Origin of the sequence: Paenibacillus sp. FSL R7-0163, from assembly GCF_037969975.1 — a bacterium.
In the GTDB taxonomy this organism is placed as follows: Bacteria; Bacillota; Bacilli; order Paenibacillales; family Paenibacillaceae; genus Paenibacillus_AQ; species Paenibacillus_AQ odorifer.
Genome location: NZ_CP150224.1, coordinates 4,273,840 through 4,291,179, shown reverse-complemented (window position 1 = coordinate 4,291,179; position 17,340 = coordinate 4,273,840). Strand labels below are relative to the sequence as shown.

Sequence of the window (17,340 nt, the reverse complement as noted above, 5' to 3'; positions counted from 1 at the left end):
AAGACATTATGAATTAACTACTGGAGGTTTACACATATGCGTAAATTTGAATTTTATAATCCTACCAAGCTGATTTTTGGACAGGGTACCCTTGAAGCCTTAAAGACGGAGGTTCCTAAGTACGGTAAAAATGTGCTTTTGATGTACGGTGGCGGCAGTATCAAGCGTAGCGGTTTGTACGATAAAGTAGTTGCTGAGCTGAGTTCAATAGGCGCTACAGTGACTGAACTTTCTGGAGTAGAACCCAATCCACGTCTTTCCACAGTACATAAAGGCGTAGAGCTGTGCCGGGAGCATAATATTGACCTTGTTCTCGCAGTAGGGGGCGGAAGCGTATTGGACTGTGCAAAAGCTGTTGCTGTTGGAGCGAAATATGATGGTGATATGTGGGACTTTGTAGAGCGTAAAGCAGCGGCCCAAGACGCGCTTCCACTGGGCACAGTGCTGACAATGGCTGCTACGGGATCTGAAATGAATAACGGCTCCGTAATCACAAACGAGGTTACTAAGGAAAAAATGGGCTGGGGCAGCGTGCATGCCTACCCGGCATTTTCGATTCTTGATCCAGAGAACACTTTTTCTCTGCCACGTGATCAGACCGTTTATGGCATGGTGGATATCATGTCACATGTTCTGGAGCACTATTTCCATACAGACGGCAATACACCGGTACAAGACGGTTTCTGTGAAACTTTGCTGCGCACTGTAATTGAAACCGCGCCGAAGCTTATCGAAGATCTGAATAACTACGAGCTGCGTGAGACCATCATGTACTGCGGTACGATGGCGCTTAACGGAATGGTCAGCATGGGTTTTGCCGGAGATTGGGCGACTCATAATATCGAGCATGCAGTATCGGCTGTATACGATATTCCGCATGGCGGAGGTTTGGCGATTTTGTTCCCGCAATGGATGAAATATAACCTCAGCACAAACCCTGCACGTTTCCGCAAGCTTGCGGTAAATGTGTTCGGAGTTGATCCTGCTGGCAAGACTGATGAAGAAATCGGGTTGGAGGGTATCGAGGCTCTGCGTAATTTCTGGGATTCCATCGGTGCGCCGAAGACACTTGGTGATTATGATATTGATGACAGCGAGATCGGCAGTATGGCTGACAAGGCTGTTCGTTTCGGAGCGTTTGGTAATTTCCGCAAGCTTGAGCGTGAAGATGTAGTTGAGATTTATAAAATGGCTTTGTAAGTAACTCTTCTACGGAAAGAGACCATTTGTCTTTATTCAAGAAGCCGCAATAGAATGTCAAAGAAGCGGATCCTCCGTTAATGGAGGATCCGCTTTTTTGTGTTTATGGTCTAGTGTGACTTGCTCCTCTTGCACAACTTCACTCGCCCACGTCCCAAGTTCCGCTACCGCCGACTGCGCCTCCTATGCTTCTGACCGTAAACTCGGCTGCCGCTGCCCGCGCCTCCGCTGCCGCTGCCCGCGCCTCCGCTGCCGCTGCCCGCGCCTCCGCTGCCGCTGACCGCGCCTCCGCTGCCGCTGACCGCGCCTCCGCTGCCGCTGTCCGAACCTCCGCTGCCGCTGACCGCGCCTCCGCTGCCGCTGTCCGAACCTCCGCTGCCGCTGACCGCGCCTCATCAATCACTGTTCGCACCCGTAATCTAATCCGTCGACCGTCCTCGGGAGTCTTACGGACCCAGCTGACGTTATTTGCGAATTTTCAGCCTTTTGAGCAAGTTTTCGGACACCATGAAGCTAGAATAAAAAGTGGACAGTAGTTAACAGACTGGCGATAATGAGTCCACGGAGGTGTGTTTACATGGGAGAACATCGACAACGGTATAACGAAGAATTTAAAAAACAGACAGTGCAGTTCATTCAAGAGCAAACAAAGACAGTGGGCGACTTGGCGGAAGAGCTCAACATCCCAAAAAGTACCCTGCATCAATGGATGAGCCAGTATCGAGAACTAAAGAATGAACCGGCAGCTAGCGTGGATCGAGTACGGGAACTCGAGGCACAGTTGAAAGAAATGAGCCGTCAACTTCAAGAAAAAGATAACAAGATTGCTGATGTGGAAGAGGAATTAGCGATCGTAAAAAAAGCAGTGCACATCTTCAGCAAACCAAGGAACTGAGATTCCAGTTTATTGAAAAACATCGCTCCGAGTTTCTCTTGGAGAAGATGTGCATGACCCTACATGTGTCACGGAGCGGGTACTACAAGTGGCGACAGAAAAAAACAGTACGCATATGCTTCGTAAGGCTGCGATAATGAAGCGAATTCAGTATCATTTTGCAGACCATCAAAAGCGGTATGGGAGTCCGAAGATCACCCGCCTGCTACATCAAGAAGGTTATACCGTTACCGAACGCACGGTGAGTGTGTACATGCGACATATGAAGCTTCGCTCCATTGTCTCCAAAACGTATCGCGTACAGACCACCGACTCCAATCATGACCATCCGATTGCCCCAAATACGCTGAACCAGCAATTTAAAATACTCAAACCCAATTCAGTATGGGTTACCGATATTACGTACATTCCTTGCCGGGGAGGGCGCTTGTACCTGGCTAGTGTAATGGACCTTTGCACGCGCGAAATCGTGGGGTGGCGCTTGGAGAACCATATGGAAACTAGCTTAATTTCGGGCGCCTTACAAGATGCTTACGAAGCTAAACAACCGGAAAAGGGTCTATTACATCACTCCGATAGAGGTTCTCAATATACTTCTCATGAATACACGAAGCAGTTGAAAGCGTATGGCATGGAGTCCAGCATGAGCCGCAGAGGTAACTGTTATGATAACGCCTGTATCGAGTCGTGGCACAGCATTTTGAAAAAGGAGCTCATTTATTGTAATCCACGATTCAAAACTAAGGAGCAAGCCTACCAGACACTTTTTCAATATATTGAGTTTTATTATAACCGCAAGCGAATGCATGGCGCGCTGGGGTATCTTTCTCCAGTTCGTTTTGCTGAGCAATTGACTAGAATGTCTGTTGCGTGACTGTCCACTTTCTTGACAGAGGTCCACCAGAGACACTATTGCTTCGAAATGGTCTTTTATTTGCTGGTTTTTATGCCAATAGGGGCTATGCGGTCCGATAGCATACCAAATGTCGGATAAATCGGCGAATAGGGTCTGCTGAGTCCGATAGTACCGAGGCGTAAGCAGCATAGCCTCTTCATACGCGCGAGAGTGTTACCTAACCAACTAGGGTTTGTATGATCCCCACACGACTGATTCCTCTACCAATACACGCCTACCCTACGGACCCAGCTGACGTTATTTGCGAATTTTCAGCCTTTTGAGCAAGTTTTCGGACACCAGAGACACTATTGCTTCGAAATGGTCTTTTATTTGCTGGTTTTTATGCCAATAGGGGCTATGCGGTCCGATAGCATACCAAATGTCGGATAAATCGGCGAATAGGGTCTGCTGAGTCCGATAGTACCGAGGCGTAAGCAGCATAGCCTCTTCATACGCGCGAGAGTGTTACCTAACCAACTAGGGTTTGTATGATCCCCACACGACTGATTCCTCTACCAATACACGCCTACCCTACGGACCCAGCTGACGTTATTTGCGAATTTTCAGCCTTTTGAGCAAGTTTTCGGACACCAGAGACACTATTGCTTCGAAATGGTCTTTTATTTGCTGGTTTTTATGCCAATAGGGGCTATGCGGTCCGATAGCATACCAAATGTCGGATAAATCGGCGAATAGGGTCTGCTAGTCCGAGTCCGATAAGCCGAGGCGTAAGCAGCATAGCCTCTTCATACGCGCGAGAGTGTTACCTAACCAACTAGGGTTTGTATGATCCCCTCACGACTGATTCCTCTACCAATACACGCCCTACCCACGGACCCAGCTGACGTTATTTGCGAATTTTCAGCCTTTTGAGCAAGTTTTCGGACACCAGAGACACTATTGCTTCGAAATGGCCTTATATTTGCTGGTTTTCATGCGAATAGAGACTATGCGGTCCGATAGCATAACAAATGTCGGAAAAATCGGCGAATAGGGTCTGTTGAGTCCGATTGGCCGAGGCGCCGAGGTGCGTAAGCAGCATAGCCTCTTCATACGCGCGAGAGTGTTACTCAACCAACTAGTGTTTGTAAGATCTCCTCACGACTGTTTCTTCTTCCAATACACGCCTACCCTACGGACCCAGCTGACGCTATATGCGAATTTTCAGCCTTTTGAGCAAGTTTTCGGACACCAGAGACACTACAAATTTTGCTGTTTAGATTAAGTAACTTTCCAACAAAAATCAGCGCCTCAGCAACTATTGGACGGCTTTGAGAACAACCCCATCGTATGTAATAAAACAGTGTCAATGTGCGTATGCTTATCCTCTGAATGGAACTTATTTGGGTGAATATCCAAAGATTGTGAAACCGAGGACCTACTTTGTACGTTTAATGTAATATGACAGTCCTGATTGAAGACAGGAGGAAATAAAAATGCAAACGCTGTATTTAGGCTGCTTGGCGCTAGGCGTCATATTTGCCATAGTCAGCGTCCTGGTGGGCGATGTGATCGGAGATGCCTTGCATGGGGCCTTTGATTTCGTATCTGTAGATTTTCTGAATCCCACCGTGCTGGCAGGAGGAATAACCGTGTTCGGCGGAGCGGGCATTCTTCTAACCCGGTACAGCGCTCTGGAAGCTGGGGCGATCATTGCTTTGTCTTTGTTAGCCGCCGCTTTTTTGGGAGTACTTATGTATCTAGGGGTGGTTAAGCCCATGGAAAAAAGCGAAATGTCCAATGGTTTCTCAATGAGTGATCTGCCTGGTAAGATCGGGGAAATCACAATTCCTGTTCCCGCCACTGGTTATGGTGAGATTATGGTAAAGTTTGGCGCCGGCAATAGCCTGCATACGGCAGCAAGCTTTGATCATGAGCTGCTTCCGGCAGGGATTAAAGTTGTTGTAGTGGAGGTTAGAGAAGGCGTTGCATTGGTGTCAGAATTCGAAAAGAGAAGAGGAGTGGATCTTTAATGTTCGGTATTCCTGAGTATTTGTTAGTCCCTGCTGTTGTCGTTGCTGTTTTGTTTGTGCTAGGTATCGCATTCTGGGCACGTTACAAAACGGTTGGACCCGATGAAGGGATGATCGTAACGGGGTCGTTCTTAGGGAAAAATCATATTTCAGACGATGGTTCTGGTCGTAAAATAAAGATTGTACGCGGGGGCGGTGCCTTTATACTCCCAGTCTTTCAGAAGGCTGAATTTATGTCGCTTCTTTCTCATAAACTCGATGTGACGACCCCGGAAGTATACACCGAACAAGGGGTTCCGGTTATTGCCGACGGCGTAGCGATCATTAAAGTGGGTAGCTCAACGGAAGATGTGGCGACAGCTGCTGAGCAATTTATGGGCAAACCGATTGAAGCACTGAAGAGCGAAGCACAAGAAGTTCTTGAAGGTCATCTGCGGGCCATTCTCGGTTCGATGACCGTTGAGGAAGTATATCGTAACCGTGACCGCTTTGCGCAAGAGGTTCAAGGCGTGGCGGCACGTGATCTTAAGAAAATGGGTCTGCAAATTGTTTCCTTTACCATCAAGGATGTGCGAGACAAACATGGATATCTAGAGGCACTGGGTAAACCGCGGATAGCTGCTGTGAAGCGGGATGCAGAGATCGCTGAAGCAGAAGCAGTGCGGGATGCGAGAATTCAAAAGGCAAACGCAGAAGAGCAAGGGCAAAAAGCTGAGCTGCTGCGGGATACGAATATTGCCGAAGCCTCTAAGGAAAACCAGCTTAAGGTGGCTGCGTTTAAACGGGATCAGGATACAGCGAAAGCGGAAGCCGACCAGGCTTATCATATTCAAGAGGCACGTGCAAAGCAGACCGTTGTTGAAGAACAGATGAAGGTTGAGCTGGTACGTAAGGAACGTGAAATCGATTTGCAAGCCAAAGAAATTCAAGTTCGCGAGAAGCAGTATGATGCTGAAGTGAAGAAAAAAGCAGAAGCGGATCGTTATGCAGTAGAGCAAGCGGCGGAAGCCGATAAGGCGAAGAGAATGCGTGAGGCAGATGCCTTGCAATATAGTATTGAAACGCAAGCAAAAGCGACATCTGAGCAGAAGCGTCTTGAAGGTCAAGCGATGGCGGATGCAGAGCTGGCTAAAGGTACAGCGGATGCTGAGGTTATCCGGTTGCGCGGTCTAGCGGAAGCAGAAGCCAAAGAGAAACTGGCGGAAGCTTTCCAGAAATTCGGCGAAGCAGCGGTGCTCGACATCATCGTCAAAATGCTGCCTGATTTGGCTGGCCAAATTGCGAAGCCGCTGGCATCTATTGATAAACTTACCGTTGTAGATACCGGTAATGGGGAAGGTGCAGCCCGGGTCAGCAATTATGTGACTCAGCTAATGTCCACCGCTCCAGAGATGCTGAAGAGCGTCTCAGGGATTGATGTAGAGGCACTGATCAAGGGGCTGACCACTAAAGCTTCCGGAAGCAAAGGAGCATCAGTTACACCAACCGCAGCAGTTGCCCCTGCAACTTATATTCAGCCATCAGTAACATCCAGTGCAGCCAGCGAGACTTTAACTTCTCTGCCTGAACAAAAGGAAAAATAGTTTAATGCAAATTATATTGATTTAATTTACTTAAGGTATGACTGGCAAAGCTGCTGGTCATACCTTAATCTTTATGTGTTGATCTAAAACAGACAACATGATAAACAGCTCGTGCGTATACAGGTGATTTTTGGTGAAGGCTTATAGCTTATCGAAATACCATGGGAATTATTGTATAAATGGACATCGTCGCTTTCACTGGTGTTTAAAGATTTTTTCAGGTAAAATAAAAGCCTTTAAGGCTGTTCACTCTGATCTACTAGCTTAGTAAGGACACAGAGTGTTCTTCTAATATGCAATTCTTGGTGTTATGATGGTAGCAAAGCTTGTATTTATCGTACGATTTCTTATTGCGAATGCTGCTGGAAGTTAGGTGTTTAGAAATAAAAGAGGTGTCAAAAATGAGTAGCATAACAGTGGCGAAGGTGTTAAATAACAACGTTATCATTGCCCAGCATCCTCAATATTCTGAGGTTGTAGTTATCGGTAAAGGGATAGGGTTTAACCGCAAGCTGCGTGATCAGATTAATCTATCCTCCGTGGAGAAGATGTTTATTCTTCGTAGCCAGGAGGAGCAGGAACAATATAAACAGCTTCTTCCCCAAGTGGATGAGAAGTTGATTGAGGTCGTTCAAGAAATAGTATTACATATTATGCATTGTAACCGTCAGCCGCTTAATGAGCATATTCACATTGCACTTACCGACCATATTTCTTTTGCTATCCGTCGTTTTGAACAAGATATCCCAATTCATAATCCATTTTTGTATGAAACTAAGGAGATTTATCCTGAGGAATATAAGATGGCAGAATATGCGATTGGACGGATCAATGAGGCTATGGGCGTGGAATTGCCGGTGGATGAGATAGGTTTTGTGGCTCTTCATATTGTCAGCGCACTTAGTAATAGGCAAATTTCCGAGGTTAGACAACATTCTCTCTTGATTGGAGAGCTGGTTGGGTTAGTCGAGAATTATCTGGACTATCGAATCCCACGGGATTCACTTGATTACTCAAGACTGGTAACCCATCTGCGATTTGTTCTAGAAAGATTACGCCGTGGAGAGGCGGTACAAGAGACCTCAACCCTGGATGGACTCATGAAACGGGAGTATCCTGAGATGTATTCGTTGGCTTGGAAATTAACAAAAATTATCGAACAGCGTGTGCGAATTCCCGTGTATCAAGCTGAGGTAAGTTATTTGACGATTCACCTGCAGCGTATTGCCCAGAAAAAAGTGGACGAACAAGATATGGACAAGAATGGTGAAGCTCCTTAAAGTGCAAAAGTTGTAACAAATCATGGTTTCAAAAAAAACGCTTGCTACTTAAAAAAAACGATGCTACAATGTTCACTGTCATCAACAAAACAGAATATCGAGCGTGTAACTGATTCGATCAGGCATGAGTGAATTACAGTATTTTGGTTGTTAACCCCCTTCTTGGGGCAATCTAACGATAGCGTTAGATTACAACTTCTATACTGTGTTGCTCATGCCTTTTTTGGCATCTGTTTTAGTGAAATTAATGAAAGGAGTAACCTAAATGTTTAAAAAGTTGTTTGGTGTTTTACAAAGAGTTGGTAAAGCTCTGATGCTTCCAGTAGCTATTCTGCCTGCGGCAGGTTTGCTTCTTGGAATAGGAAACATGCTGGTAAACCCAGACTTCCTGCAATATGTTCCAGCACTGGAGAACCATGTTGTTCAGGCTGTTGCCAACGTATTGATGAATTCAGGACAAATTGTATTTGATAATCTAGCCTTACTCTTCGCGGTGGGGGTTGCGATAGGTTTAGCCGGGGGTGAAGGTGTTGCGGGTCTAGCTGCCATTATCGGTTTCCTCGTAATGAACATTACGATGGGTACAGTTATTGGTGTTAATGATTACGTTCTAAGCCAAGGCGACTTCTCGTATGCCAGCGTATTAGGGATTCCAACACTGCAAACAGGGGTGTTTGGAGGTATACTCGTCGGTATATTGGCTTCGGCCATGTACAAGCGATTCTTCAAAATTGAGCTTCCTTCTTACCTAGGTTTCTTCGCAGGTAAACGTTTCGTACCGATTATGACGGCGGTAACAGCTCTAATCTTGGGCTTGTTACTGACAATAGTATGGCCACCTATTCAACATGGTCTGAACTATGTGTCACAAAGTATGATTGATACGAACAAAACGCTTGCAGCGTTTATCTTCGGAACGATCGAACGTTCGCTCATTCCTTTTGGACTGCATCACATTTTCTACTCTCCATTCTGGTATGAATTTGGTACCTACGTTGATAAAGCTGGAGAATTGGTACGTGGTGACCAACGGATCTTCATGCAGCAGCTTCGCGATGGAGTAGACTTCACAGCAGGGACATTTACTACGGGTAAATATCCATTCATGATGTTTGGTCTTCCAGCAGCGGCTTTGGCTATCTATCATGAAGCTAAACCACAGAATAAAAAGATCGTCGGAAGTTTGATGATTTCCGCGGCATTGACATCGTTCTTGACAGGGATTACTGAGCCGCTCGAATTCTCGTTCCTATTCGTGGCTCCATTGCTGTTCGCTGTACATGCTGTGTTTGCAGGTCTGTCCTTTATGACTATGCATATTCTTGATGTTAAAATCGGGATGACATTCTCGGGTGGTTTTATCGATTTTGTGCTCTTCGGTATTATCCCGAACCGTACAGCTTGGTGGCTGGTTATTCCGGTAGGTCTGGCCCTTGCCTTAATTTATTACTTCGGCTTCCGGTTTGTAATTCGGAAATTCAATCTTATGACACCGGGTCGTGAAGAAGATACGAATGAAGAAGAAGAAGTGAATACGGAGTCTGTCTCCAGAGCCGGTGATGATCTACCGCGGAACATTTTGTCCGCTCTAGGTGGTAAAGAAAACATCACTCATCTAGACGCTTGTATTACCCGCCTTCGTGTTGAAGTTAAAGATAAGGCAGGCGTAGACAAGAACCGTCTTAAGAAACTTGGTGCATCAGGTGTGCTGGAAGTGGGTAATAACGTTCAAGCGATTTTTGGCACACGTTCAGACACGATTAAATCGCAGATTCAAGATGTGATTAACGGAAAGACACCTGCGGCTTCAGCAGCTCCAGTAGTGGTTACTCCAGAGCCAGAAGAAGAACAACAGGCAGGTGAAGCTGGTGAAGCGATTATCAAGGAAGATATCGTATCTCCAGTAAACGGTGAATTGTTGGATATCACAGAGGTGCCAGATCCAGTATTCTCCCAAAAAATGACGGGCGATGGCTTCGCGTTCCTATCCGAAGATGGGAAGATTGCTTCACCGGTTTACGGTAAGGTATTTAACGTGTTCCCGAGCAAACATGCCATCGGTATTATGTCTGACGGAGGCAAGGAAGTGCTCGTTCATATTGGGGTTAATACGGTTAAGCTTAAAGGTCAAGGCTTCACGGTATTAGTTGAAGAAGGCGATCTTGTAGCGGCTGGGCAACCGATTATGGAAGTGGATTTAGAGTATGTAAAAGCACATGCACCTTCTGTAATCTCACCTGTTATTTTCTCGAATTTACCAGAAGGCTCTTCTGTAACATTGAAGAAGCCGGGTAAGGTTTCTATAGGAGACCAAGACATCATTACGATTCAGTAAAAGTGCAAGGGCCGATGCTTCCTTGTTCATACAAGGAAGCGAAGCTTTCACTATAAATTTAAAATACTCTAATAACAGAAAGCGAGTTGGATAATATTATGCAAAAAACATTCAGAATTGTCGATGAAGATGGAATTCACGCACGTCCAGCAACTGCCTTGGTAAATACAGCAACAAAATTCAAAGGTACAGAAGCATTTGCAGAAGCTAAAGGTAAAAAAGTAACTTTGAAATCCATTCTTGGCGTATTGTCATTGGGTCTTGAAGCTGGAGATACTTTGTCTTTGATTACCGAAGGAAGCGAAGAAGCAGAAGCTTTGAACGCTCTTCAAGAAGTAATGATTAAAGAAGGGCTAGGGGAAATCCATGAATAAGATTTCAGGAATCGCGGCTTCAGCAGGGATTGCAGTAGCCCGTGCTTTTATCCTGAAACATCCGGATTATACGATTACGAAGACAGGTATCAGTGATACTGAAGCAGAAGTCGCTAAGTTGAATGATGCACTCGCCAAATCAAGAGTGGAGCTGCAAACGATTAAAGAGCGTACTTTGGCAGAGCTGGGAGAGAAAAAGGCTGAGATTTTCGAATCACATCTGCTTATTCTTGATGACCCAGAGCTGATCAATCCTGTAATTGATAAAATCCGTGAGGAATCGGTTAACGCGGACTATGCGCTAAACGAAGTGGCTACGCAATTCATTGAGATGTTTGAAAATATGAAGAGTGCCTATCTGCAGGAACGTGCAGCTGACATGCGTGATGTTACCAAGCGCTTGCTGAACCACCTGCTGGGCATTCATTATGTAAGTCCTGCAGAAATCAGTGAAGAAGTAATCGTGATTGCTCAAGATCTAACACCATCGGATACAGCACAGCTTAATCGTAAGTTCGTTAAAGGCTTCACAACGAACATTGGTGGACGGACTTCCCACTCTGCGATTATGGCACGTTCTTTGGAAATTCCAGCGGTTGTTGGAACTAAAACGGTTCTGTCCGAAGTGAATTCTGGCGATTTGGTGATTGTCGATGGTCTGAATGGGGACGTTCTGATCAATCCTAGCGAAGCTGAAGTGGCAGAGTACACTCGCAAGCAGGAAGCTTACGACTTGCAAATCGCAGAATGGAAGAAACTTCGCGACGAACCAACAGTATCAGCAGACGGTAAACATGTTGAGCTAGCTGCCAATATTGGTACACCAAATGATGTGAATGGTGTAATTGAGAATGGTGGCGAAGGTGTAGGTCTGTACCGCACTGAGTTCCTTTACATGGGTCGCGATAAGCTGCCTTCTGAGGAAATCCAATATAACGCCTACCGTACTGTACTTGAGAACATGAAGGGTAAGCCGGTAGTCGTACGTACCCTGGATATCGGTGGCGATAAAGAGCTGCCTTATCTGGACCTTCCGAAGGAAATGAATCCTTTCCTTGGTTTCCGTGCGATCCGTCTGTGCTTGGATCGTCAGGATATTTTCCGTACTCAACTACGTGCATTACTAAGAGCAAGTGTTCACGGGGATCTTCGCATTATGTTCCCTATGATAGCTACGCTTGGTGAATTCCGTGCTGCGCGTGATCTTTTGCTCGAAGAGAAAGCTAAGCTTCGGGAAGAAGGTAAGGAAGTATCAGACAACATTCAGCTCGGCATAATGGTTGAGATTCCATCAACTGCTGTACTGGCTGACCAGTTTGCTAAGGAAGTTGATTTCTTCAGTATCGGTACGAATGATCTTATTCAATATACAATGGCTGCTGACCGTATGAATGAACAGGTATCTTACCTGTATCAGCCTTACAATCCAGCCATCCTGCGTTTGGTCAAAAATGTAATTGATGCAGCCCATGCAGAAGGTAAATGGACAGGGATGTGTGGTGAAATGGCTGGTGACGCAACAGCTATTCCGCTGCTACTGGGTCTTGGTCTTGACGAATTCAGCATGAGTGCAACTTCCATTCTGCCAGCGCGCAGTCAAATTTCTAAATTGTCGGCTGCCGACATGAAGGATTTGGCTGCAAAAGCTTTGCAGCTTGGCACGGCTGAAGAAGTAGCTGCACTTGTTCAAAGTATCGCTAAGTAACTTTTTACGCATGCATTAATCCGTTTTAGCGTTCTACTGTTTTCCAACTACTATTGCCGACTTCCGATGGCTGGAGGTCGGCTTTTTTATGTTTTTTAATCTATAATTTACTTTAATTCGACCTCATTTACTGTTCACTGTTTATTTTCTTTATTGCGCAGATGTCTATACCGATAGTATTAGTAATGAGCATAAAGTCGATAAGGAACCCAAACCTATAAATATGTCGTACATATAATAGTAAGGATCCATAGAAAGTTTATACTCCATTTGCCGACTTGCAGCGCTGTGCAAGTATTAATATGCAATGAATTGGTAATATATGGACTTATAAGCAACCCTACAGGTTAGGTGGGGAGCCATAGGATGGTGTTAATTCATGAGTAAAAATTATATAAATGCAGAATTGATGATGGAAGTCTATGAGGGTAAGGACTTAGGCTTGACGTATTCAACGGAGTACAGTGTCTTTAAAGTCTGGGCACCTACGGCTCTTGCTGTGTCCCTTGTCCTGTACGAAACAGGTGGTTATCAACTGAATAGTGAGTCACATAAGAGCGCTGTGGACAGTGGTCGAATTGTATATATGCAGCGTAGTAATGGCGGAGTCTGGCAGACCAAGTTATCAGGTGATCTAAAAGGGAAATATTATATGTACCGTGCTGTTTTTGCAGATGGTAATGTGACAGAAGCAGTAGATCCTTATGCAACAGCCGTATCAGCTAATGGTTTAAGATCGGCAATCGTTAATTTGCAGGATACGAATCCAGAACATTGGGATCAGGATGTAGCGCCTCCGTTACAGCATCCTGCCGACGCAGTGATTTATGAACTGCATGTTCGTGATTTCTCCTCACATGAGAGCTCTGGTATGTATTATAAGGGTAAATTCAAAGCATTTACCGAATTTGGATTAAAGGATCCGGCAGGAAATACAGTGGGGATTGATCATCTGGCTGAATTAGGGATTACCCATGTTCATCTGATGCCGGTATTTGATTTTCAGACCGTGGATGAGCTGAAGGTGGTTAATCGGGGTTCCTCCATAGCTAATGTGGAATACAATTGGGGGTATGATCCCCAGCATTATAATGTACCTGAAGGATCTTACAGCACCGATCCTGCCAATCCTGGCTTGCGGATCCGTGAATTTAAAGAGATGGTGCAGGCCTTGCACAGCCGCGGGATCGCGGTAATTATGGATGTCGTTTACAACCACACTTATGCTGTGGAGAATGGACCTTTTGAGCCGCTTGTCCCAGATTATTTCTATCGCCGCGATTTTATGGGACGTTTGTCGAATGGCTCCGGGGTTGGCAATGAGCTGGCTACAGAACGTCCGATGGTCCGAAAATTTATTAAAGACTCCCTATCTTATTGGGCTGCGGAATATCATATCGATGGTTTCCGGTTTGATCTGATGGGTCTGATGGACAGTGTTACCATGCGGGAGATTACGGAAGAGCTCCGTCTAGAAGTGAATCCGAATCTGTTGCTTTACGGTGAACCTTGGACGGGTGGAGATTCTCCGCTGGCCACTAAAACGCTAAAAGGTGTACAACGGGGCAAGGGTTATGCTGTCTTCAACGATAACTTTCGTTCAGCGATCAAAGGGGATAGTGATGGCTTCGGAAGAGGGTTCGTGACAGGCGAATACGGCAAAGAAGGTGCTATTGCAGCCGGAATTAAAGGAGCAATTCATGAGTTTACGGACTCGCCTGTGGAATCTGTGAACTATGTAACTGCCCATGATAATTTGAATTTATGGGATAAGTTGCTTATCGTTCAAGGGGGGAGCCAGAAAGCTGATTTTCCGGTAATCGCCAACATGGATAACGAGGATCTGGAAGATGCAGTGGCCCTTGCCAATCCATACGTGAATGTAGATCCGGAGAACATTCTCGGTAATGAAACTGTACGTCGTTCCTTGCTTGCTAACGGAATTATTCTGACATCGCAAGGGATACCTTTCCTGCATGCTGGAGATGAGCTCCTGCGCAGTAAATTTGGGGATCATAACAGCTACCGCAGCGGTGACGCGATCAACTCGATCCGCTGGAATATGAAAAGCGTATTTAAGCCCGTATTTCAATATTATAAAGGCCTGATCGAGCTGCGGCGCACACATCCGGCATTTCGTCTGCATGGCCGCCAGGAAATTGAACGTTCGTTGGAATTTCTGCGATGTGATGGCGGAATAGTATCGTATCTTCTTAGAGGCCATGCAGGAGGCGATCTTTGGAACAATATAACCGTTATCTTCAATGCTAATAATGATCGAATGACGGTGGCTCTTCCTGAGATTTCTAACGGGTGGAGTATAGTAGTAGACCATACCCGTGCCGGGATAGAAGCCATCCGCAGAATCGAAGGCAATGAGGTAGAAGTGGAAGGGTTGTCGATGATGGTCCTTTATGATGAATGTGGTGAGCCAGCCCCACGCTCTAAAATCATCGAAATACACTATGAACGCCCTGATCAGAATTACCAAGGCTGGAATCTTTGGGTTTGGGATACAGGAATCCAGGATGGACAATGCGATTTCCGATATATGGAGAACGGGCGTGCAGTAGCCCGCATCGAAGTGCTGCCAGATACCCAATCCATCGGATATATTTTGCGGCTTAATGATTGGGAAGAAAAAGATGGAGACGGAGACCGCTTCATTGATTGTTCTACGAATGGAGAGTTAACCAAGGTCTTAGTCCGGGATCGTGATCAGGAGATTGATGGGATTTCAGAGGATCATCTTCGGTTAAGCAGTTAGTGGCAATACAAAAAAAGCTGTTTCAGGGTTGATTGTATCCTGAGACAGCTTTTTATTTGGTTTTATGGTTTTACAATGGTCTGGTCAGCAAACTCTTCGTCCACAAGCTCATAGTAAAGATTGGCTTTATTGCCACCATGGTCTTTGGAGCGGTACATCGCCAAATCGGCGGCACGCAGCAGTTCATTGATACTGCTTCCATGTTCAGGAAATAAAGCTACTCCGATACTCGCGGAGGTGTGGAAGCTGGACCCGTTATCAACAGACCAAGACTTATTGAACAGTTTAAGTAACCGCTGCAGCGTTTCATCAAGCATCTCTGGAGAAGTGAATCGATGCAGTACAACTGCGAATTCATCTCCGCCGATCCGGAAGGCCTGACCTATTCCTTTGACTGTATGCTGAAGTTCACGGGAGAGCAGCTGAAGAAATTCGTCTCCAGCCAGATGGCCTAAGGTATCATTTAGCTGCTTGAATCTGTCACAATCCAGCAGGGCCAGTGCAATTTTTTGCTTCCGTTCTCCGGGTTGTGTGATAAGGTTCTCCATATACATTTTGAAATGAGCCCTGTTGGGAATCGCTGTTAAATGATCATAGAAGGCTAGCTTATGTAGTCGTTCTTCGTATTGTTTTCGCTGGGTAATTTCTCGAGATAACAGCATGAATTGTGCTGGGAATTTACGGCTGCCGAGAACAGGTGACACCTTAGTTTCAAGCCATACCCATTGGCCTTCTGCTCCGCGCATGCGCAGTTCTGAAATGCGCGGGGTTCCCTGAACCACGCTCTTTAATTTAGCCCAGGCAATCTCCGGTTCACGTATGTAGTTGGATAACGGATCTCCTTTTTTAGGCACATAGCCTAGAATACTGGAGTGTGAGGGGGAAGCGTATAGAATCAACCCGTTAGGATCCGTCAAAATAATGAAATCAGACATGGTTTCACCGATTAGCTGATAAAGTGTTTGTTCTTCCAGCATTTCATTCTGGAGCCAGATGATTTTGCGTCCAAGGTAAATAATGACCAGGAGAAACACAAGTAAGAGGAGCGAATACAGGGAGAACAAAGCGCTTTTTTTATCCTTAAAACCGTCCGTTACTTGCAAGGCGTAGTTGCCAATCAAGTCCTCTGCTTGATCGAGATGTGCTCTAGCTTCATTGAATTGCGAGTTTAGGGTGAGCGCAGAATATGAATCCGGATTCCAGCTACTCTTCGTCCGTTCCGTTATTAGCGTATGCCCTGAATTTTTCCACATGACAATAGTAGTTTCAAAGGAGCGCAGCTCGTTTTTTAATTCGGAAAGGATAATTCCACTTTGTTTCATATCACTGTAAGGTTTTTTTATAGCGTTGATATTTGCTCTTGCTAGACTTATTCGTTCCTGCGCTTGAAGATTATTATCTATAAACTCCGTAGTGAACTGTTCACCTTCCGCGGCTGTTAGGTTTGGACCCATTGCGATTTGCAAGGCTACAGCAGCTTGATGCAGATCACGATCGGCGCTCAGTATGAGCTTAGAGTTCTGATATATATCATCATAAAGAGAATCTGACAATCTATTAATAGTGTGATTTAAATAGAGTAGCGAGGACACGCTGATCCCGACCAGAAGGACGGAGATTGCAGCGAAGACATAGAATAGTTTGCGTGTTACCTTGAATTCGAAGAACCCTGCCACAGTCATCTTCTCCCTGTATAAGATGATTAAGTAAATCTATTGCTGCTTAAGTAGAACCTGCAGAAGTCAATCTATGGTCAGGCGTAATTTAACTCAGTCACTGATGTTTGAAGGTGCTTTTGGGAATAAAAGAGGTGTTGTATACATAGTGGGAAAACATAGGAAAGTGTACGTGTGAGTAAATGGTAGTTTCTAGTATATCAAGTATATAGGACGTGCTGCTTATAGAGCAATCTTTACTCATAATAATCCAAAAGACAAAATTTAAAGTTTAATGTATGGGCCTATTGAATTATCTATATTCAAACCGATGGATCCTATTACCCCACTCGATCATAAATGATACGGCTTACAGCTGCTGAAAAAAACTGCCCTTAGTCATAATGACTACAGGAAAGCTAATCATTCATTATTCGTTACGCAGTGCGTGAATGGGGTGAAGTCGTGCGGCTTTGTTAGCAGGCATCATTCCAAAAATCACGCCTGCCCGCTCCGATGCCAATCCAGCTTGTCAAAACGACAGATTTTGCATATAATAAAGAGACATATCTCTTGTAGTAAAGAGATACCTGACAATTAGCATGAATTGTGAAATGCAGTGATGGAGAAGAGTACACAGTGCCTGACTTACAGGGAGGAGACGCCGCGGATTGA

12 protein-coding genes and 1 other annotated feature (1 of these 13 only partly in view) are annotated in these 17,340 nt (G+C 45.3%); of the genes, 11 read left to right on the top strand and 1 reads right to left on the bottom strand.

Features of this window, described 5'->3' with window-relative positions; all coding sequences use genetic code 11:
* Nucleotides 1-36: 36 nt before the first annotated feature.
* From NST45_RS19100 to pulA, 11 genes are all read left to right on the top strand, one after another.
* Entirely contained in the window at nt 37-1,200 is a 1,164-nt protein-coding gene (locus NST45_RS19100) for an iron-containing alcohol dehydrogenase (protein WP_036680996.1), read from the top strand.
* Nucleotides 1,201-1,385: 185 nt separating this feature from the next.
* Nucleotides 1,386-1,736 (top strand): hypothetical protein, encoded by a 351-nt coding sequence (locus tag NST45_RS19095; protein WP_339823521.1) that lies wholly within the window; start codon nt 1,386-1,388, stop codon nt 1,734-1,736.
* Nucleotides 1,737-1,777: 41 nt separating this feature from the next.
* Nucleotides 1,778-2,095: a transposase gene (locus tag NST45_RS19090; protein ID WP_036683594.1), complete on the top strand. Its 318-nt coding sequence runs from the start codon at nt 1,778-1,780 to the stop codon at nt 2,093-2,095.
* 88 nt (nt 2,096-2,183) lie between these two features.
* Nucleotides 2,184-2,969, top strand: a complete 786-nt coding sequence (locus NST45_RS19085) for an IS3 family transposase (RefSeq protein ID WP_339823518.1) — start codon at nt 2,184-2,186, stop codon at nt 2,967-2,969.
* 1,460 nt (nt 2,970-4,429) lie between these two features.
* Nucleotides 4,430-4,966, top strand: coding sequence for a hypothetical protein (locus NST45_RS19080; RefSeq protein WP_036683577.1), 537 nt, complete (start codon nt 4,430-4,432; stop codon nt 4,964-4,966).
* On the top strand, nt 4,966-6,549 hold the full coding sequence (locus NST45_RS19075; protein ID WP_081383764.1) for a flotillin family protein: 1,584 nt from the start codon (nt 4,966-4,968) through the stop codon (nt 6,547-6,549). The genes NST45_RS19080 and NST45_RS19075 overlap by 1 nt, the downstream gene beginning before the upstream one ends.
* 401 nt (nt 6,550-6,950) lie before the next feature.
* The gene (locus NST45_RS19070) at nt 6,951-7,829 is read left to right on the top strand and encodes a PRD domain-containing protein (protein WP_036683575.1); all 879 of its coding nucleotides are present in this window, start codon (nt 6,951-6,953) and stop codon (nt 7,827-7,829) included.
* Between the two features lie 265 nt (nt 7,830-8,094).
* Entirely contained in the window at nt 8,095-10,164 is a 2,070-nt protein-coding gene (gene ptsG, locus NST45_RS19065) for a glucose-specific PTS transporter subunit IIBC (protein ID WP_036683572.1), read from the top strand.
* A gap of 98 nt (nt 10,165-10,262) precedes the next feature.
* Nucleotides 10,263-10,538 carry an HPr family phosphocarrier protein gene (locus NST45_RS19060; RefSeq protein ID WP_036683569.1) on the top strand — a complete coding sequence of 92 codons (276 nt, stop codon included), beginning with the start codon at nt 10,263-10,265 and terminating at the stop codon, nt 10,536-10,538.
* Complete coding sequence (gene ptsP / locus NST45_RS19055; protein WP_036683566.1) at nt 10,531-12,243, top strand: phosphoenolpyruvate--protein phosphotransferase; 1,713 nt, start codon at nt 10,531-10,533, stop codon at nt 12,241-12,243. The genes NST45_RS19060 and ptsP overlap by 8 nt, the downstream gene beginning before the upstream one ends.
* 379 nt (nt 12,244-12,622) lie before the next feature.
* Nucleotides 12,623-15,010: a type I pullulanase gene (gene pulA, locus NST45_RS19050; protein WP_339823515.1), complete on the top strand. Its 2,388-nt coding sequence runs from the start codon at nt 12,623-12,625 to the stop codon at nt 15,008-15,010.
* A 62-nt stretch (nt 15,011-15,072) separates the two neighbouring features.
* Here the strand turns inward: pulA and NST45_RS19045 are convergent, their stop codons facing one another.
* Nucleotides 15,073-16,686, bottom strand: a complete 1,614-nt coding sequence (locus NST45_RS19045) for a sensor domain-containing diguanylate cyclase (protein ID WP_076104004.1) — start codon at nt 16,684-16,686, stop codon at nt 15,073-15,075.
* 589 nt (nt 16,687-17,275) lie between these two features.
* Nucleotides 17,276-17,340 (top strand) — a binding site (T-box leader); it runs 221 nt beyond the window's last position.